The sequence below is a fragment of the Nostocoides veronense genome (genome assembly GCF_039531185.1).
Taxonomy (GTDB): Bacteria; Actinomycetota; Actinomycetes; order Actinomycetales; family Dermatophilaceae; genus Nostocoides_A; species Nostocoides_A veronense.
The window spans coordinates 66,820-84,163 of record NZ_BAAAPO010000026.1 but is presented as its reverse complement, the minus strand read 5'-3'; the positions used below and the strand labels follow the sequence as shown (position 1 = coordinate 84,163).

The 17,344-nt window shown below is 66.9% G+C and carries 16 protein-coding genes; 12 read left to right on the top strand and 4 right to left on the bottom strand.

What is annotated here, in order from left to right; translation table 11 throughout:
- Positions 1-28: 28 nt before the first annotated feature.
- The 3 genes from ABD225_RS08585 to ABD225_RS08575 form a co-directional block, all read right to left on the bottom strand.
- Positions 29-778: an HNH endonuclease signature motif containing protein gene (locus ABD225_RS08585; protein WP_344083563.1), complete on the bottom strand. Its 750-nt coding sequence runs from the start codon at positions 776-778 to the stop codon at positions 29-31.
- Positions 709-1,299, bottom strand: a complete 591-nt coding sequence (locus ABD225_RS08580; protein ID WP_344083560.1) for a 13E12 repeat family protein — start codon at positions 1,297-1,299, stop codon at positions 709-711. The genes ABD225_RS08585 and ABD225_RS08580 overlap by 70 nt, the downstream gene beginning before the upstream one ends.
- A gap of 364 nt (positions 1,300-1,663) precedes the next feature.
- The gene (locus ABD225_RS08575) at positions 1,664-2,290 is read right to left on the bottom strand and encodes a hemerythrin domain-containing protein (protein WP_344083557.1); all 627 of its coding nucleotides are present in this window, start codon (positions 2,288-2,290) and stop codon (positions 1,664-1,666) included.
- Between the two features lie 76 nt (positions 2,291-2,366).
- Between ABD225_RS08575 and hutH the strand changes: the two genes are divergently transcribed.
- The 8 genes from hutH to hutI all read left to right on the top strand — a co-directional run bounded on the left by hutH (position 2,367) and on the right by hutI (position 11,930).
- A complete protein-coding gene (gene hutH / locus ABD225_RS08570; protein ID WP_344083554.1) occupies positions 2,367-3,953 on the top strand; it encodes a histidine ammonia-lyase in 1,587 nt (528 codons plus the stop codon).
- 54 nt (positions 3,954-4,007) lie between these two features.
- Entirely contained in the window at positions 4,008-5,153 is a 1,146-nt protein-coding gene (locus ABD225_RS08565; protein WP_344083551.1) for a type IV toxin-antitoxin system AbiEi family antitoxin, read from the top strand.
- Positions 5,131-5,919 (top strand): nucleotidyl transferase AbiEii/AbiGii toxin family protein, encoded by a 789-nt coding sequence (locus ABD225_RS08560; RefSeq protein WP_344083548.1) that lies wholly within the window; start codon positions 5,131-5,133, stop codon positions 5,917-5,919. The genes ABD225_RS08565 and ABD225_RS08560 overlap by 23 nt, the downstream gene beginning before the upstream one ends.
- Before the next feature lie 119 nt (positions 5,920-6,038).
- The gene (locus ABD225_RS08555) at positions 6,039-6,371 is read left to right on the top strand and encodes a hypothetical protein (protein ID WP_344083545.1); all 333 of its coding nucleotides are present in this window, start codon (positions 6,039-6,041) and stop codon (positions 6,369-6,371) included.
- 83 nt (positions 6,372-6,454) lie between these two features.
- A complete protein-coding gene (gene hutU, locus ABD225_RS08550; protein ID WP_344083542.1) occupies positions 6,455-8,107 on the top strand; it encodes a urocanate hydratase in 1,653 nt (550 codons plus the stop codon).
- 135 nt (positions 8,108-8,242) lie between these two features.
- On the top strand, positions 8,243-9,448 hold the full coding sequence (locus tag ABD225_RS08545; protein WP_344083539.1) for an allantoate amidohydrolase: 1,206 nt from the start codon (positions 8,243-8,245) through the stop codon (positions 9,446-9,448).
- The gene (locus ABD225_RS08540; protein WP_344083536.1) at positions 9,445-10,767 is read left to right on the top strand and encodes a formimidoylglutamate deiminase; all 1,323 of its coding nucleotides are present in this window, start codon (positions 9,445-9,447) and stop codon (positions 10,765-10,767) included. The genes ABD225_RS08545 and ABD225_RS08540 overlap by 4 nt, the downstream gene beginning before the upstream one ends.
- The gene (gene hutI / locus ABD225_RS08535; protein WP_344083533.1) at positions 10,764-11,930 is read left to right on the top strand and encodes an imidazolonepropionase; all 1,167 of its coding nucleotides are present in this window, start codon (positions 10,764-10,766) and stop codon (positions 11,928-11,930) included. Before ABD225_RS08540 ends, hutI begins: the two co-directional genes overlap by 4 nt.
- Positions 11,931-12,021: 91 nt before the next feature.
- On the opposite strand, the gene ABD225_RS08530 is transcribed toward hutI, so the two are convergent.
- Complete coding sequence (locus ABD225_RS08530; RefSeq protein ID WP_344083530.1) at positions 12,022-12,309, bottom strand: DUF4235 domain-containing protein; 288 nt, start codon at positions 12,307-12,309, stop codon at positions 12,022-12,024.
- 22 nt (positions 12,310-12,331) lie between these two features.
- On the opposite strand from ABD225_RS08530, the gene ABD225_RS08525 reads away from it, so the two are divergent.
- The 4 genes from ABD225_RS08525 (at position 12,332) to ABD225_RS08510 (ending at position 17,232) form a co-directional block, all read left to right on the top strand.
- Complete coding sequence (locus tag ABD225_RS08525) at positions 12,332-12,991, top strand: SanA/YdcF family protein (RefSeq protein ID WP_344083527.1); 660 nt, start codon at positions 12,332-12,334, stop codon at positions 12,989-12,991.
- Positions 12,992-13,162: 171 nt separating this feature from the next.
- Positions 13,163-14,710 (top strand): multiple monosaccharide ABC transporter ATP-binding protein, encoded by a 1,548-nt coding sequence (mmsA, locus tag ABD225_RS08520; protein ID WP_344083524.1) that lies wholly within the window; start codon positions 13,163-13,165, stop codon positions 14,708-14,710.
- A gap of 27 nt (positions 14,711-14,737) precedes the next feature.
- Entirely contained in the window at positions 14,738-16,018 is a 1,281-nt protein-coding gene (gene mmsB, locus ABD225_RS08515; protein WP_344083521.1) for a multiple monosaccharide ABC transporter permease, read from the top strand.
- Between the two features lie 83 nt (positions 16,019-16,101).
- Positions 16,102-17,232: a substrate-binding domain-containing protein gene (locus tag ABD225_RS08510; protein WP_344083519.1), complete on the top strand. Its 1,131-nt coding sequence runs from the start codon at positions 16,102-16,104 to the stop codon at positions 17,230-17,232.
- Positions 17,233-17,344: the final 112 nt, after the last annotated feature.

The following is a 17,344-nucleotide window of genomic DNA, read 5'->3' as shown; positions in this document are numbered from 1 at the left end:
ATCGCGGTGGCCTCGATCGCGCGCAGGGCTAGCCGGCGCGTTTGCGGAAGTAGACCCACTGGCTGTTGAGGCGTTCGCCGAGCGGGGGTCGGTAGGTGCTCTGGCTGCCTGGCGGTGCGGAATCTTCGGGCTGTTTGCTCACCGGGTCGGGTGGTTCGACGTGGATCGGGTGGCCCTTGCGCGTGTGAAAGGCGAAGGGCTGCAGCGGGTTACGGCGCTCGGTGATGGTGAAGCGGCCGGCGTGGTGGGCGTCGTGGTGGTGCGGGCACAGGCTGATCAGGTTGGCGTAGTCGGTGTCGCCGCCGTCGGCCCAGTGCTCGATGTGATGGATCTCGACGAATCGGGTCGCCGTGCAGCCGGGATAGGCACAGCCACGATCCCGGTCCTCGACGAGTCGGCGCAGCCGCTCCGGGATGGCCCGCTGGCTGCGCCCGACAGACACCGAGTGGCCCTTGGTGTGCCAGTCGATGGCGGTGTCGGCGGTGCAGCCGAGCCGGGCGGCGAGGTGCGCGGCCAGCGTCCTGCGCGCGTTGACCCAGGCGCCTTCGGTGTCGAGGTGGACGTGGACGCGGTAGTGGCTGGTGCGGGCCGGTGACTCGACGGCACCGAGGCTGCGAGAAGCGATCTCGATCAGCCCGTCCGCATATGTCGCGTCCGGATTGCCGGCGGTGAAGAGCGCATCCTTGGCCTCGCGAAGAGCGTTCTCCATCAAGGCGCCATCGGCGGCATCGAGATCGGCCCGGAGCACGAACCGGCCGTCGTCCCACTGCAGGGACACGGAACTCGGCTGGTCGGCTCGGTCGGGAAGGCCAGCGGAGCAGCAGCTACCGTCGGCTCTTCGGTCTTTGATGCATCCTCGGCACGGTCGGGCTCATCGGGCTCTAACGGGTAGCGGTTGACGATCCGCCGCAGGTGGGTGACGGTCATCAGCGGGGCGAGCTCGCAGACCGCTTCCTCGTATGCCGCAGGCACCCGCCCCGCGACCGCCGCTGCCTGGTCGAGGGAGAGCCGCCCCTGCTCCACCAAACCCGACAGCACAGGCAACCGGTCCCGGGCTCGGGCGAGCGTGGTGATCTGCGCCGCCGTCGCCGGGGAGAGTCCGGCCCGCAGCGCCAGCCAATGCTCGGGCGACCGGACGCCACCATTCCCGCCCCAGCAGTCCAGCTCAATCGCCTCCGCCGTCAACTCCACCAGCTCGGCATGCAAGGCATTGAGCTGCCCCGCGACCTGCGTCGCGCGCTCCCAGATCGCGTCCGGATCGGGGCTGGGCGCAGCGAGCGGAAAAGCCACAACACTCATGCCCACACCCCGTATCGCTCGCCTTTGCCCCGATGCGAATTGCTGGCTCTATCGCACGCGCGTTCTACCGCCTGTCAAGCGATTCTCGCACTCCGCCAACGGTTTTCGCCGATTCGATAGGTCGCACGAGCCAGTCGATTGACCCCTAACAGCCATGTCACGCGGCCCACTTACGTGCGCCGACTATCGGGGCAATCATCCGGCCTCGTAGCCGACGATCTCGTCTTCTGGCCGATCGTCGCGCACAGCTCGTGCGCGCCTCGTCGGATGATCGACATCAGTTCGTCATCCGCACGGTCGCTGCGTCGAACCAGGCGCTCCAATCGTTCCCGCAGAACTGTCCTGGTCGAATCCTGGTGCTTTCTCACTCCTTCGAGGTCGCCTCCTCCTCGAGTGCCTTGGTCTTGGCCTTCGCCTCGGCCTCGATCGCCTCCATCTGCTCCCGCACCTCGGCAGGCGGCAAGACCTTCTCGCGCACCGCCTCGGCGAGCAGCTGCGCAACCTGGGCTCGGGAGGCGCAGCCATTCGCCAGAAGGGCATTGCGCTTGGTGCACCAGGCGGCACCCAGCTCGTGGCGGATGGTCGCCGACACATCGGCGCGCGCGGGGTTGAGTATGGACAGTTCCTCCTCGCCACTGTGGTGGGCGACGACCTTGCTCAGTTCCTCGAGGGCGTCCTCATACTTCTGCGTCGTCGTGCCCTTCGCATCCAAGAACGCGAGCAGCGCCTCCAGGATCTCCGCGTGTTCGTGCTCGCCGTGCTCCTCCTTGTCGGCGCTAATGGCCCGCTTGGCGCGCAGCGACGGATAGACCTCACTCTCCTCCGCCTCGGCATGCGCGACCAACAACTCCGCAAGAGCTGTGCGGGCAGCGTCACGATCCCGGTCGTCGCGGCGGCACTCGCGCAGGAGGTCTTCGAAGGTGCGGTGATCGGCGAGGATCAGCTCGACGACATCGCCATTGGTGGGCTGCTGGATCCAGGACATATTCATCAGGCCATCGTGCCCACCCGACCACGGCTGTCGGGTTCTTGTGGCCTGGTGGATTTCGCGGCGCGTCTCGGATTTGATGAACCTTGTGACGTCAACGGTGACCCTCGGCAACGAACCCCTAACCATCGAACAGGTGGTCCACATCGCCCGCTCCGCGCCGCCGGGCACGGACTACCTCGGCGGGCCCGTGCGCGTTGAGGTGAGCGAGGCCGCGTGGGGGAGGGTTCGGCATACCCGCGGGGTGATCGACGCCCTCGCCGACGACTCCGTCGCGCACTACGGAATCTCCACCGGATTTGGTGCGCTCGCCAACACAAGCATTCCCCCTGAGAAGCGAACGCAATTGCAGCGCAGTCTGATTCGCTCCCACGCGGCCGGCTCGGGCGCGGAGGTCGAGCGCGAAGTCGTGCGCGCCCTCATGCTGCTGAGGATCCAGACTCTCGCGACCGGCCGCACCGGCATACGCGAGGAAACACTGCGCGCGTATGTCGCTATGCTCAACGCCGGCATCACCCCCGTGGTGCGTGAGTATGGCTCGCTCGGCTGCTCCGGCGACCTCGCGCCGCTCTCGCATTGCGCACTCGCGCTCATGGGGGAGGGGTGGGTGCGGGACGCCAGCGGCGAGCTGCTGGCGGCTGGCGACGCGCTCGCCACGGCGGGCATCACGCCGGTCGAGCTGCGCGAGAAGGAGGGCCTCGCCCTCATCAATGGCACCGACGGCATGCTCGGGATGCTTTGTATGGCGATCACGGACCTCCGCGCGCTCGTCACCATCGCGGACCTCGCCGCCGCGATGAGTGTCGAGGGCCTGCTCGGAACGGACGATGTTTTCGCCGCCGATCTGCACGCTCTGCGGCCGCAGCCGGGCCAAGCGCTCAGCGCCGCGAACATGCGGAAAGTCCTGGCCGTCAGCGGTATTCGCGATTCGCACCGCGACCCGGAGGCATGCACACGCGTCCAGGACGCCTACTCGTTGCGATGCGCGCCACAGGTCGCGGGCGCGGTTCGCGACACCCTCGACCACGCCGCCCGGGTCGCGGGCTGGGAGTTGGCGAGCGCCGTCGACAACCCGGTCGTGACCCTTGACGACCGGGTGGAGTCCAATGGCAACTTCCATGGCGCGCCGGTCGCCTATGTGCTCGACTTCCTGGCGATTGCCGCCGCCGACCTCGCGAGTATGAGCGAGCGGCGCACGGATCGCTTCCTCGACAAGGCCCGCAACCACGGGTTGAACGCCTTCCTCGCCGATGATCCGGGTGTCGACTCCGGCCTCATGATCGCCCAATACACCGCTGCCGGAATGGTTTCCGAGATGAAGCGGCTCGCGGTGCCCGCGAGCGTCGACTCGATCCCCAGCAGCGCGATGCAGGAAGATCACGTCTCGATGGGCTGGGGCGCTGCGCGCAAACTGCGGCGCTCCGTCGACGCCCTGACCCAGGTGCTGACGATCGAACTGCTCACGGCCGCGCGCGGTATACAACTGCGGGCGCCCCTGACCCCCTCCCCGGTGAGCGCGGCGATCATCGCCGCCCTCGACGAGGTCTCCCGCACCGCCCCCGGCCCCGACCGCTTCCTCGCCGACGACATCGCCGCGGCCGTGTATGCCGTGGCCGACGGCTCCGTCCGCCACGCCGCCGAGTCCGTCGCCGGCCCGCTGAACTAACCCCGCCGCCGTCGAGTTCGGGAAACACGCCGGCGAAGGGGCGTCCCGTTCGGCGTGTTTCCCGAACTCGATGCCGCCAGGCAGGGAGCTGTTCAAAAAAGGATTGTGTTCAGATATTCTGAACGCGTGGAACTTTTGAACAGCCATGAAACTGGTGCGCTTGAGGAGGAAGCGCTATCGGCGCTCGTGCGCGCCGGGGTGCCTGTGACGCCGACTCGTCGAGGATTCATCGCTATCGGTTCGAAGGGGGGTGAGCGCCTTCTTGAATTGCGACTCGCGGGTGATCTCGCGACGGCGGATTTTGATGCCCTGTCGAGGGAACGCGATGTGCTGTGGCTTGCGGAGCGGGTGGCCGACGACATCGCAGTGGCACTGCGAGCCAGGGGAATCCACTATGCCGACGCGTCCGGAAATGTCTTCGTGACGGGGCCCGGAGGGCTCTATGTCTCAGTGCAAGGCAAGACGGGGCGGAGGATCGAGTTCGAACCGTTGCGTCTCACGTGGGACGTGGAGCGCGATGAGGGCGATCCGTCCGGCGCCCGGCGGAGTTTCGCCCAGGCCTACGGTTGGGCCGGGATGCCGGTGGTTCTTGCTCTCCTGGTGCGCCCGGAGTTGTGCCGAGCCTCCGTTCGAGAGATCGCGAGTGTCGTTCCGTCATCGATCGGGACCGTGCATCGAGTCGTCACCGCGTTGGCCGAGAATGGCGACATCACGACGGGCGAGGCCGGAGCCCTGGTGCATCCACGCGTCATCCTCGACCGCTTCACCGACGTCTGGTTGACCAAAATGATTGCGCGAAGTCGACGCACTTCCCGTCGTTTTGCGCCGGGACTCGACCCGCGTCAGCTCCGGCCGGAACAGCTGAGCGCACTCGGTGTAGAGGCGAGCGGCGAGTACGCCGTGGACCTCCAGGGCTACAGTCTCCGTTCCGTAACGGCTTTGCTGTATGCGGACGAGCCGCGATCGATCCCTCTCGTCAAGCAGCTGCGACTCAGGGCTGATCCACTCGGGAAACTCGAAGTGCGCGAGCGGCTTTGGCTTCCAGAGATCGTTGCCGGTCCGTGGGCGCCCGCGCCGGTTATCCGCGCTGACCTCCTGGCACTCGACGACCCGAGAACGGACGAGATCGCCGCCGACATGTTGGTCAACGATCCGGTGCTCAAGAGGCTCTCGGGAGGTGGCCCAGTTGGCGGCCCTTGACCAGCGCCGTGCACACGAGGTGCTTGCGACCCTGAAGAACCGTGCCGACGAACTCGGCCTTGAGCTCCTGGTTATCGGTGCGACGGCACGTGATATCAAGGTCGCGCTGGAACTCGGGTTGGGGGTAGAGCGGGCCACGAAAGACGTGGACGTGGCCGTTCATGTCGACAGTTTCGCGATCTACCACCGATTCATGTCCGCCTTCACTCGTACGACCGCCCCGCAACGTGTCCTCGTTCAGGAGGTCTCGGTCGACGTCGTCCCCTTCGGCGATATCGAGCGCGATCGCAAAGTCCAGCTTGAGGAGGGCGTGGTGCTGGATGTTGTGGGACTTCGCGAAGCATCGCGGGCAGCAGATCTCACCGAGATCACTCCGGGGGTGATGGTGCGCGTTGCTTCGCTGGAGGCGCAGATGGTCCTTAAGGCCACGGCCTGGCGAGACCGCGCGCATGGCCGGAGAAACAAGGATGCCGTCGACCTGGCCAGCCTATTAGAAGCAGCCGACGAGGGGCGACATGCCGAAGCAACGTGGGCGGACGAGGAGACGATGGAACGCTTTGATTACGACCCGCTTCAAGCGGCGGCCTTCCGTCTGGGTCTCGGCGGCGCTCGACTCTTTGAGACTCGGACTGTTGCTCTCAGGGTGCTTGAGACCTTCGAGAGCCCTGAGTGGCAAAGCGCAGTGTCTAGGGGGCTCAGCGCCTTGACGGCTCGCGAGCGCCTCGACGCATACACCGAGGGGTTCCGCGCTGGCCTCCCCCTGTAGAGCACGTGCCGCTGCTGGTGGGGAAGTTCACTGTCGCCCTAGCGACAGCAACCTTCCCCACGACCCGTTGCGCCCGCCCAACCCCGGCGCGACCAGACTGAATGCGGCATCGTGTAGCTATGCCGTCGAAGTGGTCCATCGCCTCCGAAGACTCGATCCTGTGCATCGCGAGTCGCGGGTCGGTGCTCAGCATCGGGTCCGTCGGCAGCGCCTTGTCGATCGGGTCCATCGGGTCGATCGCGTCGGCCTTCAGCATCGCCTCGGCGGCCAGCGCGGGGTCCCTGATGTCCGCCGCCAGTGCGGGATCGGTGATGTCCGCAGCCGCGGCCGGCGAGGTGCAGGGGGCGGCCACGAGTGGGGGACGGCGGCATACGGTCGGGCAGAGCCTGGGCATCGCGGCGGCGACCCTCGCGATCCTGGCCCTCACCGCGCGCGGCCGGCGCACGACCTGACCAACCCCGCCGACCGGGCAGCGGCGACCGGGTGGGCAGGCGTCATACGATCGGCATACGACTCAAGGATGAGGAGATCCGGTATGGACGGGGCACGCCCGGTCCGCGCGGCGCGCGGGAGCACGTTGACGGCCAAGCAATGGAGCACCGAGGCGCCGCTGCGGATGCTGATGAACAACCTCGATCCGGAGGTGGCCGAGCGGCCTGACGATCTCGTCGTCTATGGCGGCACCGGGCGGGCGGCGCGCGATTGGCGCAGCTTCGATGCCATGGTGCGCACCCTCACCGACCTCAACCCAGACGAGACAATGCTCGTGCAATCGGGCCGGCCGGTCGGGGTCTTCCGCACCCACGAATGGGCGCCGCGCGTGCTCATCGCGAACTCGAATCTCGTTCCGGACTGGGCGAATTGGCCCGAGTTCCGGCGGCTGGAGCATCTCGGGCTGACGATGTACGGGCAGATGACGGCGGGCTCGTGGATCTATATCGGGACCCAGGGGATCGTCCAGGGCACCTATGAGACCTTCGCCGCGATCGCCGAGAAGAGGTATGGCGGCACCCTCGCCGGCACGCTGACCCTCACCGGCGGCTGCGGCGGGATGGGCGGCGCGCAGCCGCTCGCCGTCACCCTCAACGAGGGCGCGTGCCTGATCGTCGACGTCGATCCGCACCGGCTGCAACGTCGCGTCGAGCACCGCTATCTCGATGAGGTGGCCGACGACCTCGACGATGCGATCGCCAAGGCGCTCAAGGCCAAAGAGGAGCGCCGCGGCTGGTCCGTTGGCGTCGTCGGCAATGCCGCCGAGGTCTTCCCCGAGCTGCTACGCCGCGGCATCCCGATCGACATCGTCACCGATCAGACCAGCGCCCACGACCCACTGTCCTATCTGCCCGTCGGCATCGAATTGGACCAGTGGGACGAGTACGCCACCAAGAAGCCGGAGGAGTTCACCGACCGCGCCCGCGAGTCGATGGCCCGCCACGTCGAGGCGATGGTCGGCTTCCAGGACGGCGGCGCCGAGACCTTCGACTATGGCAACAGCATCCGGGACGAGGCCCGGCTGGGGGGGTATGACCGGGCCTTCGCCTTCCCGGGGTTCGTCCCGGCATACATCCGGCCGTTGTTTTGCGAGGGCAAAGGCCCGTTCCGCTGGGTCGCGCTCTCCGGTGACCCGAAGGACATCGCCGAGACCGATCGGGCCGTCCTCGACCTCTTCCCGGACAACGACCGACTGCACAAGTGGATCCGCGGCGCGCAGGATCGCATTGCGTGGCAAGGACTTCCGGCGCGCATCTGCTGGCTGGGGTATGGCGAGCGCGACCAGGCCGGCCTGGCCTTCAACGATCTCGTCGCCTCCGGCAAGGTGAGCGCCCCCATCGTCATCGGGCGCGACCACCTCGACTGCGGCTCGGTCGCCAGCCCCTATCGCGAGACCGAAGCGATGGCCGACGGTTCCGATGCGATCGCCGACTGGCCGCTCCTCAACGCGCTCGTCAACACGGCCAGCGGCGCTAGTTGGGTCTCGCTGCACCACGGTGGCGGCGTCGGCATCGGCCGCTCGATGCACGCCGGCCAGGTCTCCGTCGCTGACGGCACCCCGCTCGCGGCCGAGAAACTCGCTCGCGTGCTCACCAACGACCCGGGGATGGGTGTCATCCGCCACGTCGACGCCGGCTACGAGATCGCCGAGGACGTCGCCCGCGACCGAGGCGTCCGCATACCCATGGCTGAGTAACCCTGGCGCATCACGGGAGAGAACCTGGACATACGCAACGGTAATGATCCGTTGCGTATGTCCACGTTCCGGCAATGGGCGGAAAAGTGCACTCCACCACAGCGGCGAGTGGGGGCGATCTGATTGGGTGCAGGTATGTCGGTGCTGACGTTCCCAGGGATGTGGGCTGCCCTGCTGCCCGTGGGGCGGGACGACGGGACGGGGGGCTATCGACGGTTCGCGTGGAGCCGGGCCGATCACGACTTGCGCGAGTGGTTCGCCCAGGAGGCGCAGGTCAGGGGGCTGGACTTGACCGAGGACCGAATGGGCAACCAGTGGGCGTGGTGGGGTAACCCTGACCGCGACGGGCCCGGGCTCGTCTTCGGCAGTCACCTCGACTCGGTCCCCGACGGCGGGGCGTATGACGGCCCGCTGGGTGTCGTGTCCGCCTTCGCCGCCCTCGACCACCTCCGCGACACCGGACACCAGCCCGACAAGCCCATCGCCATCGCCAATTTCGTCGACGAGGAGGGCGCCCGCTTCGGGATCGCGCTGGCCGGGTCACGCGTGATCACCGGGCTTCTCGACGCCGACCGCGCCCGCGGGCTCACGGATGAGGATGGCGTGACGATGGCCGAGGCCATGCGCGCCGCCGGCCGCGATCCGGCGCAGATCGGCCAAGACCCAGAAACCCTCGCCCGCGTCGGCACCTATGTCGAACTACACGTCGAGCAGGGCCGAGCACTCGCCGACCTCAACGCCGCCGTCGCCATCGGCACCGACATCTGGCCGCACGGCCGCTGGCGGATCGACCTGCCGGGCGAGGCCAATCACGCAGGCACGACCCGTCTTCAAGACCGGCGCGATGCCGTGCTGTCCCTGGCGGGCGTCATACAGCAGACCCGCAGCGCAGCCGAGCAGCGCGGCTGCCTCGCCACCATCGGCAAGGTGCGTATCGAGCCTGGCGGCGTCAACGCCATCGCGAGCCACGCCACCGCCTGGCTGGACGCTCGCGGAGACAACCCGGAGGCAGTGCGGGGCGTCATAGACGATGTGACCGCCACGACGCGCGCCCTCGGAGGCGAGGTGCACGAGGAGTCCTGGACCCCCGTGACCGCCTTCGCGCCCGACCTCATCGCCCAACTCAGCCGCGCACTCCCCGGCGCACCGACCCTCGGCACCGGCGCCGGCCACGATGCGGGCGTGCTGGCCCAGGCCGGCATACCCACCGCAATGCTGTTCGTGCGCAACCCAACCGGCGTCTCGCATTCGCCCGCGGAGTATGCCGAGGAGCCGGACTGCCTCGCGGGCGTCGAGGCGCTCGCCACCGTTGCGGCAGACCTCACCGGAGGAAGCCCATGACCACCACGATTTGGGCGCGTCACGCCCAACTGCCGACGGGGATGACCGCCAAGGTCCGCATCACCATCGCCGGCGATCGCATCCGTTCGATCGACCGGGCGGACGACCCACGAGCGGGCGATATCGTTCTGCCCCTTGTGCTTCCGGGCAATGCCAATGGACACTCGCATGCCTTCCACCGCGCGATCCGTGGCCGAGTCCAGGACACCTCGGGCAATTTCTGGACCTGGCGCGACCAGATGTATGCCGCCGCGTCCATCCTCAATCCCGAGCTCTATTTCGGCCTTGCGCATGCCGTTTTCGTCGAGATGGTCAGCGCCGGCTTCACCGCGGTCGGGGAGTTCCATTACCTCCACCATGGGCCCGAGGGCCGGCCCTATGACAACCCCAACGCTATGGGGGAGGCGGTCATCGCGGCCGCCCAAGCCGCGGGCATCCGACTCACTCTCCTGGACACCCTGTATCTCGCTGGCGGGCTGTCCGGCTCGGGTCACCTCCCGCTCGACCCGGTGCAGGAGCGTTTCGCCGATCCCGATATCGCCGCCTGGGCGCGCCGGGTGGGTGACCTGTCGGACAGCCCCGGCTGCCGCATCGGTGTGGCCGCCCACTCGGTGCGGGCCGTGCCGCGCGAGGCCCTGCTGCAACTCGCCTCCGTCGCCGGACCGCGCGTCATCCACGCCCACGTCAGCGAGCAGCCGGCCGAGAATGCCGCGAGCACCCTCGTCCACGGCCTGACCCCGACTCAGTTGTTCGACCATTCCGGCCTGCTCAGCGAGCGCTTCACCGCCGTCCACGCCACCCACCTGACCCGCGATGACATCCGCCGACTCGGCCAGGCCCGCGCCTTCATCTGCATGTGCCCCACCACCGAACGCGACCTCGCCGATGGCATCGGCCCGGCGCGCCGGCTCGCCGACGCCGGCGCGCGGATCACCTTGGGATCCGACGAGCACGCGATCATCGACCCCTTCATCGAGGCCCGCGCCTTGGAAATGCACGAGCGGTTGGAGAGCGGGGAGCGCGGCCGGTTCACCCTTGACGAGTTGTCGGTCGCGATGAGCAGCGCCGGGTATGCCAGCATCGGCTGGCCCGAGGGCGGCGCGCTTGCTCCGGGCGCCCTCGCCGATCTCGTTGCGGTGCGGCGGGATTCGGTTCGCACGGTGGGCACCCGGGCCGCTCAGATCGTCTACACCGCCAGCGCCGGCGATGTCACCGATGTCATGGTCGGCGGCGAATTCGTCGTCCGGGACGGCACTCACCGCGCCGGGAACCCCGCCCTCCTGTTGGGCAAAGCGCTCCAGCGCCTGCGCACGGCATGAACGCCACCCTCGTCACCGGCATCGGTGAACTCATCACCGCCGACGGCCCAGCCGGTGACCCCGAAGCCGAACTCGGCGTCCGCCGCGACGCGGCAATCATCTTCTCGAACAACACGATCGACTGGATTGGGGATGCGGCGCACACCCCGCCCGCTGACCATCGCATCGACTGCGAAGGTCGCACGGTCATCCCCGGCTTCGTCGACAGCCACACGCACCTGGTGTATGCCGGGGACCGCTCCGCCGAGTTCGCCGCCCGCATGACCGGCGTCCCCTATGACGGCGGCGGCATCGCCACCACGGTGGCCGCAACCCGGGTTGCCGACGACGACACCCTGCGCCGCCTCCTCGCCGCCCGGGTTCAGGAGGCCCGCTCGCAAGGCACGACGACGCTGGAGATCAAGTCCGGCTATGGCCTCGACGTCGACACCGAGGCACGCATCCTGCGCCTCGCCCGCGAGGTCACCGACGAGACCACCTATCTCGGGGCACACGTCATACCCCCCGAGTTCCGGGACTCAAGGGCGGAGTATGTCGCGCTAGTCACCGGCGACATGCTGCGGGCCTGCGCGCCGCAGGCCCGCTGGATCGATGTCTTCTGCGAGCCCAACTCCCCGCACGCCTTCGACGGCGACGAGGCACGCACCGTCCTGCTTGCCGGGATTGAAGAAGGCCTGCTGCCCCGCGTACACGGCAACCAACTCGGCCCGGGGCCCGGCGTGCAACTGGCCGTCGAACTTCGGGCCGCATCCGTCGACCACTGCACTTTCCTTCGTCCCGCGGATGTCGACGCGCTCGCCAGCACCGACGACACCATCGCCACCTTGCTCCCTGGTGTCGAGTTCTCCACGCGCTCGCCCTATCCCGACGCTCGTGCGCTCCTCGATGCCGGCGTGCAAATCGCCCTCGCGAGTGACTGCAATCCGGGCACCTGCAATTCCACGTCAATGCCGCTGATGATCGCGCTCGCCGTCCGCGAGATGGGGCTCACGCCTGCGGAGGCGCTCCTGGCAGCCACGAAGGGCGCAGCAAAAGCACTGCGACGCAGCGATATTGGCATTATCCGTGTGGGTGGCCGAGCGGACCTGACGGTGCTGGACGCTCCGTCATACCTCCACTTGGCCTATCGCCCCGGCGTCCCGATCGCGCGCGCCCTCGGCTGACGCAAGCGACTAGGACCTTGTCAAACTCTTGGACGGGGTCCCCGCGAATTACCTTAGCGAGCTTGCGAGCGAGGAAACTTCGTGGGGTGTTTTAGGCGCGGGCTTCTTCGCGATCGCGGAGCGGCTGGGGCAGATGACCGGCGGAGTTCTCGTAATACTGCGCCGCCTTGCGCGTCAGCACCGTCTTGGCAACGGCCGCGACGAGCGCACTGACCGCAGCCAGCGCGAGCGCCTCACCGAGTGGGGTGTGCGGATTCTGCGGGTCGATGTCTTGGTCCTTGCCGGTCCTGCTCCAGATCGCGGTGACCGACTTATTGGCTACCGTTCCCGCCGCGATCGCCGCACCCGCGGCGAGGGCCTTCCACACAATTCCACCCATGCGCACACGTTAGCCTGTCGCCATGCGCTGGAAGCGGCTGATCGGGGGATCTCTGGTAGTCGGAGCCGCCACCGCCAGCCTGGCTGTGGGCGGCGCGAATCTGTGGATCTCACGCGGGAGCGCCGGGGATCGGTATGCCGTGGCCGACGCCCCCACCCGGCCCGTCGCCTTGGTCCTCGGAGCCGGCCTGACCGCGTCGGGCGCCCCCACGCCATACCTCGCCTATCGCCTCGACATCGCGAAGCAACTCTTCGACGAGGGGAAGGTCGAGGTCCTCCTGGTGTCGGGCGACAACCGCACCCACAGTTATGACGAGCCGACGGCGATGGCGGATTACCTGGTAGCGCACGGCATACCCGCGACCAAGATCGTGCGGGACTTCGCCGGCCGCGACACCTATGACTCGTGCGCCCGTGCCAAGCGGATCTTCGGTGTCGACGCGCTGACCGTCGTCACTCAGGACTACCACCTGCCGCGGGCGGTCGCGACCTGCCGGGCGCTCGGCATCGACGCCATCGGCGTGGGCGACACCGAGGGCCGGAAGTATGCCGATGCCTGGGCCTCGGGGAGCCGCCGCGAGAAGCTCGCGGCCGTAAAAGCCGTGTGGGACATCAGGACTGCCCGCGACCCCATCCTGGGCAATCGCGAGTCCGGCGTGCAGGACGCACTCGCCGCGCCCTGAGTCCGCCCGAGACCACGAGCCGTCGACTGCGCCCTGACACGGCGGCTGACTGCCCATAACGAATCGGCGTAGGTTGTCTCATGGCCGGTACGGCCGCTTGACGTAGGTCAAGAACGCGAGGAATGTTGCCGCGGCAATTTTCCTGCATTCACACCAGCGAAGGGGAGATCCATGGCGGATCCGGATGTCATCCTCGAGATGCGTGACATCAGCAAGTCCTTCCCTGGCGTCAAAGCTCTGCAGCACGTGAACTTCACCGTCAAACGCGGTGAAGTTCATGCCATCTGTGGGGAGAATGGCGCCGGCAAGTCGACCCTGATGAAGGTCCTGTCCGGGGTCTGGCCCTATGGCACCTACGAAGGCGACATCTACTACAACGGCGATCTGTGCACCTTCAAGGACATCCGAGCCTCGGAGCACGCCGGCATCGTCATCATCCACCAGGAACTCGCGCTCATCCCCGAACTCTCCATCGCCGAGAACATGTTCATCGGCAACGAGAACGCCAAGAGCGGTGTCATCGACTGGGTCGCGACGAACAACAAGGCGCGTGAACTTCTCGCCCGTGTCGGGCTTCGCGAAGACCCCGAGACGCCGATCAAGAACATCGGTGTCGGCAAGCAGCAACTCGTCGAGATCGCCAAGGCGCTCAACAAGGACGTCAAGCTGCTCATCCTCGATGAGCCGACGGCCGCGCTGAACGAAGAGGACTCCCAGCACCTGCTCGACCTGATTCGCGGCTTGCGATCCAAGGGCATCACCTGCGTGATCATCAGCCACAAGCTCAACGAGATCGAAGCGATCGCCAATAGCATCACGATCATTCGGGACGGCCAGACGGTCGAGACCCTCGACGTCGACGCAGGCGGCGTCAACGAGGACCGCATCATCAAGGGCATGGTCGGCCGCTCTCTGGAGTCGCGCTTCCCCGAGCACACGCCCAAGATTGGTGAGAAGTTTTTCGAAATCTCCGGCTGGACGGTCCGCCACCCGCAAGTGCCCGAGCGCCTGGTGTGCAAAGGTTCGAACTTCTTTGTCCGCCAAGGCGAGATCGTCGGCTTCGCCGGCCTGATGGGCGCAGGGCGCACCGAGCTGATGCGTTCGATCTTCGGTCGCTCCTATGGCACCTTCGTCAGCGGCCGGATGGTCCTGGACGGCAAGGAGGTCGTCCTCGACTCGGTGTCCAAGGCCATCGATGCCGGCATCGGCTATGTCACCGAGGACCGCAAGGTGCTCGGGCTGAATCTGCTCGACAGCATCAAGACGACCACCGTCTCGGCCGAGTTGAGCAAGATCGCCAGCAAGATGGGCATCATCGACCGGCACGCCGAGTTCTCTGCGGCCGAGGACTACCGCAAGCAATTGCGGACCAAGACCCCGTCGGTGGACTACGGCGTGAGCAAGCTCTCCGGTGGCAACCAGCAGAAGGTCGTCCTGGCCAAGTGGCTCTTCACCGATCCCGAGCTGCTCATCCTTGACGAGCCGACGCGAGGCATCGATGTCGGAGCGAAGTACGAGATCTACGGCATCATCCAGCGCCTCGCCGAGCAAGGCAAAGGCGTCATCGTCGTCTCCTCCGAACTCCCGGAGCTGCTCGGCCTTTCGGACCGGATCTACACGATCTGTGAAGGCGCGATCACCGGCGTCCTGGACAAGGCCGAGGCCAACCAGGAATCCCTCATGCGCCTGATGACCACGACCACCGCGAAGTCGGCCTGACCCCGGCACTGCCGAGAAAGAACGGACATGGACAAGCTCAAGCAGATCTTCGGCGGTGACACGCGCCAGTTCGGGATGATTTTCGCGCTCGTCGCGCTGATCATCTTCTTCCAGATATGGACCGGCGGGCTGACCCTCAAGCCGGACAATGTCATCAACATCTTCCAGGGCAATGCCTACATCCTGGTCCTGGCCATCGGCATGGTGCTGGTCATCATCGCCGGCCATATCGACCTCTCCGTCGGCTCGGTCGCGGCCGCCGTCGGCATCTCCGTCGCCATGGCGATCCGAGACTGGAGCCTGCCGTGGCCGGTCGGCATCCTCTTCGGCCTGCTCGTCGGCGCGCTCATCGGTGCGTGGCAAGGCTTTTGGGTCGCGTATGTCGGCATCCCCGCCTTCATCGTCACCCTCGCCGGCATGCTCATCTTCCGCGGCTTGAACCAGTACATCGGCAAGTCCAACACCGTGCCCGTCCCGGAGGGCTTCCAGAAGATCGGTGCCGGCTACCTGCCGGAGGTCGGCCCCAACACCACATACAACAATCTGACGATCTTGCTCGGTCTGCTCGTCGTCGGCGCGATCATCTTCGGAGCCCTGCGCACCCGTCGCAATCAAGCCAAGATCGGCGCCCACATGGAGCCGATGAGCATTCTCGGCCTGCGCCTGGCCCTGATCGCCGCCGCGATCATGGCCGCGATGTTCTTGATGGCCTCGGGGCGCAAGGGCACCTCGCTGCCCTACTCCGCCCTCATCCTCGGCCTGCTCGTCATCATCTATGGCTTCATCTCCACGCGCACCGTCACCGGCCGGCATGTGTATGCCGTTGGCGGCAACCGGCACGCTGCTGAACTCTCCGGTGTCAAGACGAAGAAGGTCGACTTTCTCGTCATGATGAATATGTCGATCCTCGCCGCGCTCGCGGGCATGATGTTCGTCGCGCGTTCCACCTCATCCGGCCCCTTCGATGGCGTCGGCTGGGAGTTGGACGCCATCGCCGCCGTCTTCATCGGTGGCGCAGCGGTCTCCGGCGGTGTCGGCACGGTCGTCGGGTCGATGATCGGTGGTCTGGTCATGGCCGTCCTCAATAACGGCCTCCAACTCAAGGGCATCGGCGCCGACATGACCCAGATCATCAAGGGTCTGGTCCTGTTGACCGCTGTCGCTTTCGATGTCTTCCAGAAGTCCCAGGGCCGGCCCTCGCTGATCGGCCGGTTGATGCGCAACAAACCGCAAGATGTCGCTGCGCCGGCCCAGACCGATCTCGGCCGGGAAGCCCCGGTCGACCAGGTCGTGCGCACCGAGTCCTGATTCCCACCGGCCAGACCGGCCGGCCACCCCATTCCCGCAAGGGATCCCGCTCCCGCAAGGGAATCCGAAAGAAAGAAGAAAGAATGCGATCCTTCGCAAAGGTCCTGGCGCTCTCCTCGGTCGCCGCCCTCGCTCTGACCGGGTGTGGCCGCTCCGACAGCGGCACCAGCTCGACCAGCTCCGCCTCTGGTTCCGGCACCGGCTCCGCCTCCAGCGGTGCCGCGGGCGGCGGCTTCGCGGCTGACTCCCTCATCGGTGTGGCTCTGCCGCAGAAGACGTCCGAGAACTGGGTGCTCGCCGAGCAGCTGTTCAAGGACGGCCTCGCCTCCGCGGGCTTCAAGGCGGACGTCCAGTTCGCCAATGGTGGTGTCGGTGAGCAGCAGAACCAGATCCAGTCGATGGTCACCAAGGGCGCCAAGGTCATCGTCGTCGGTGCTATCGACGGTTCGCAGCTCGGCACCCAGTTGAAGGCGGCTGCGGACTCCGGCGCCAAGGTCATCGCCTACGACCGGCTCGTCAAGAACACCCCGGCCGTCGACTACTACGTCGCCTATGACAACTTCAAGGTCGGTGTGCTGCAGGGCAATGCGCTGCTTGAGGGCATGGCCAAGAAGAAGGCCAATGGTCCCTACAACATCGAGCTCTTCGCCGGTTCGCCCGATGACGCCAACGCCAAGGTCTTCTTCGATGGCGCGATGAGCGTGCTGCAGCCGAAGATCGACGACGGCACCCTGAAGGTCACCTCCGGTCAGGTGAAGTTCGAGCAGGCCGTCACCCAGGGCTGGAAGGCCGAGAACGCGCAGAAGCGCATGGACACCCTCGTCTCGGCCAATTACTCCTCCGGCACCGCCCTCGACGGCGTGCTGTCCCCGAATGACACCCTGGCTCGCGCCGTCATCACCTCGGTCAAGGCTGCTGGTTTGCCGGTCCCGGTCGTCACCGGCCAGGACTCCGAGGTCGAGTCGGTCAAGTCGATCATGGCGGGCGAGCAGTACTCCACGATCAACAAGGACACCCGCAACCTCGTCAAGGCCACCATCGAAATGGTGCAGGCGCTGCAGAAGGGCACCGAGCCGACCGTCAACGACACCAAGTCCTACGACAATGGCGTCAAGGTCGTCCCGGCCAACCTGCTCGAGCCGGTCATCGTGACCAAGGAGAACGCCGCTGAGGCCTACGCCAATGACCCCACCCTGGAGCCGTTGACCAAGTGATTCACCGCCGCGGGCGCGCGTGAGGCGAGCCCACGGCATACCCCAAGAGGGTCCATGATCGGGCCGGTGACCGCAGGGTCACCGGCCCGATCTGCGTTCTGGGACACGGGAC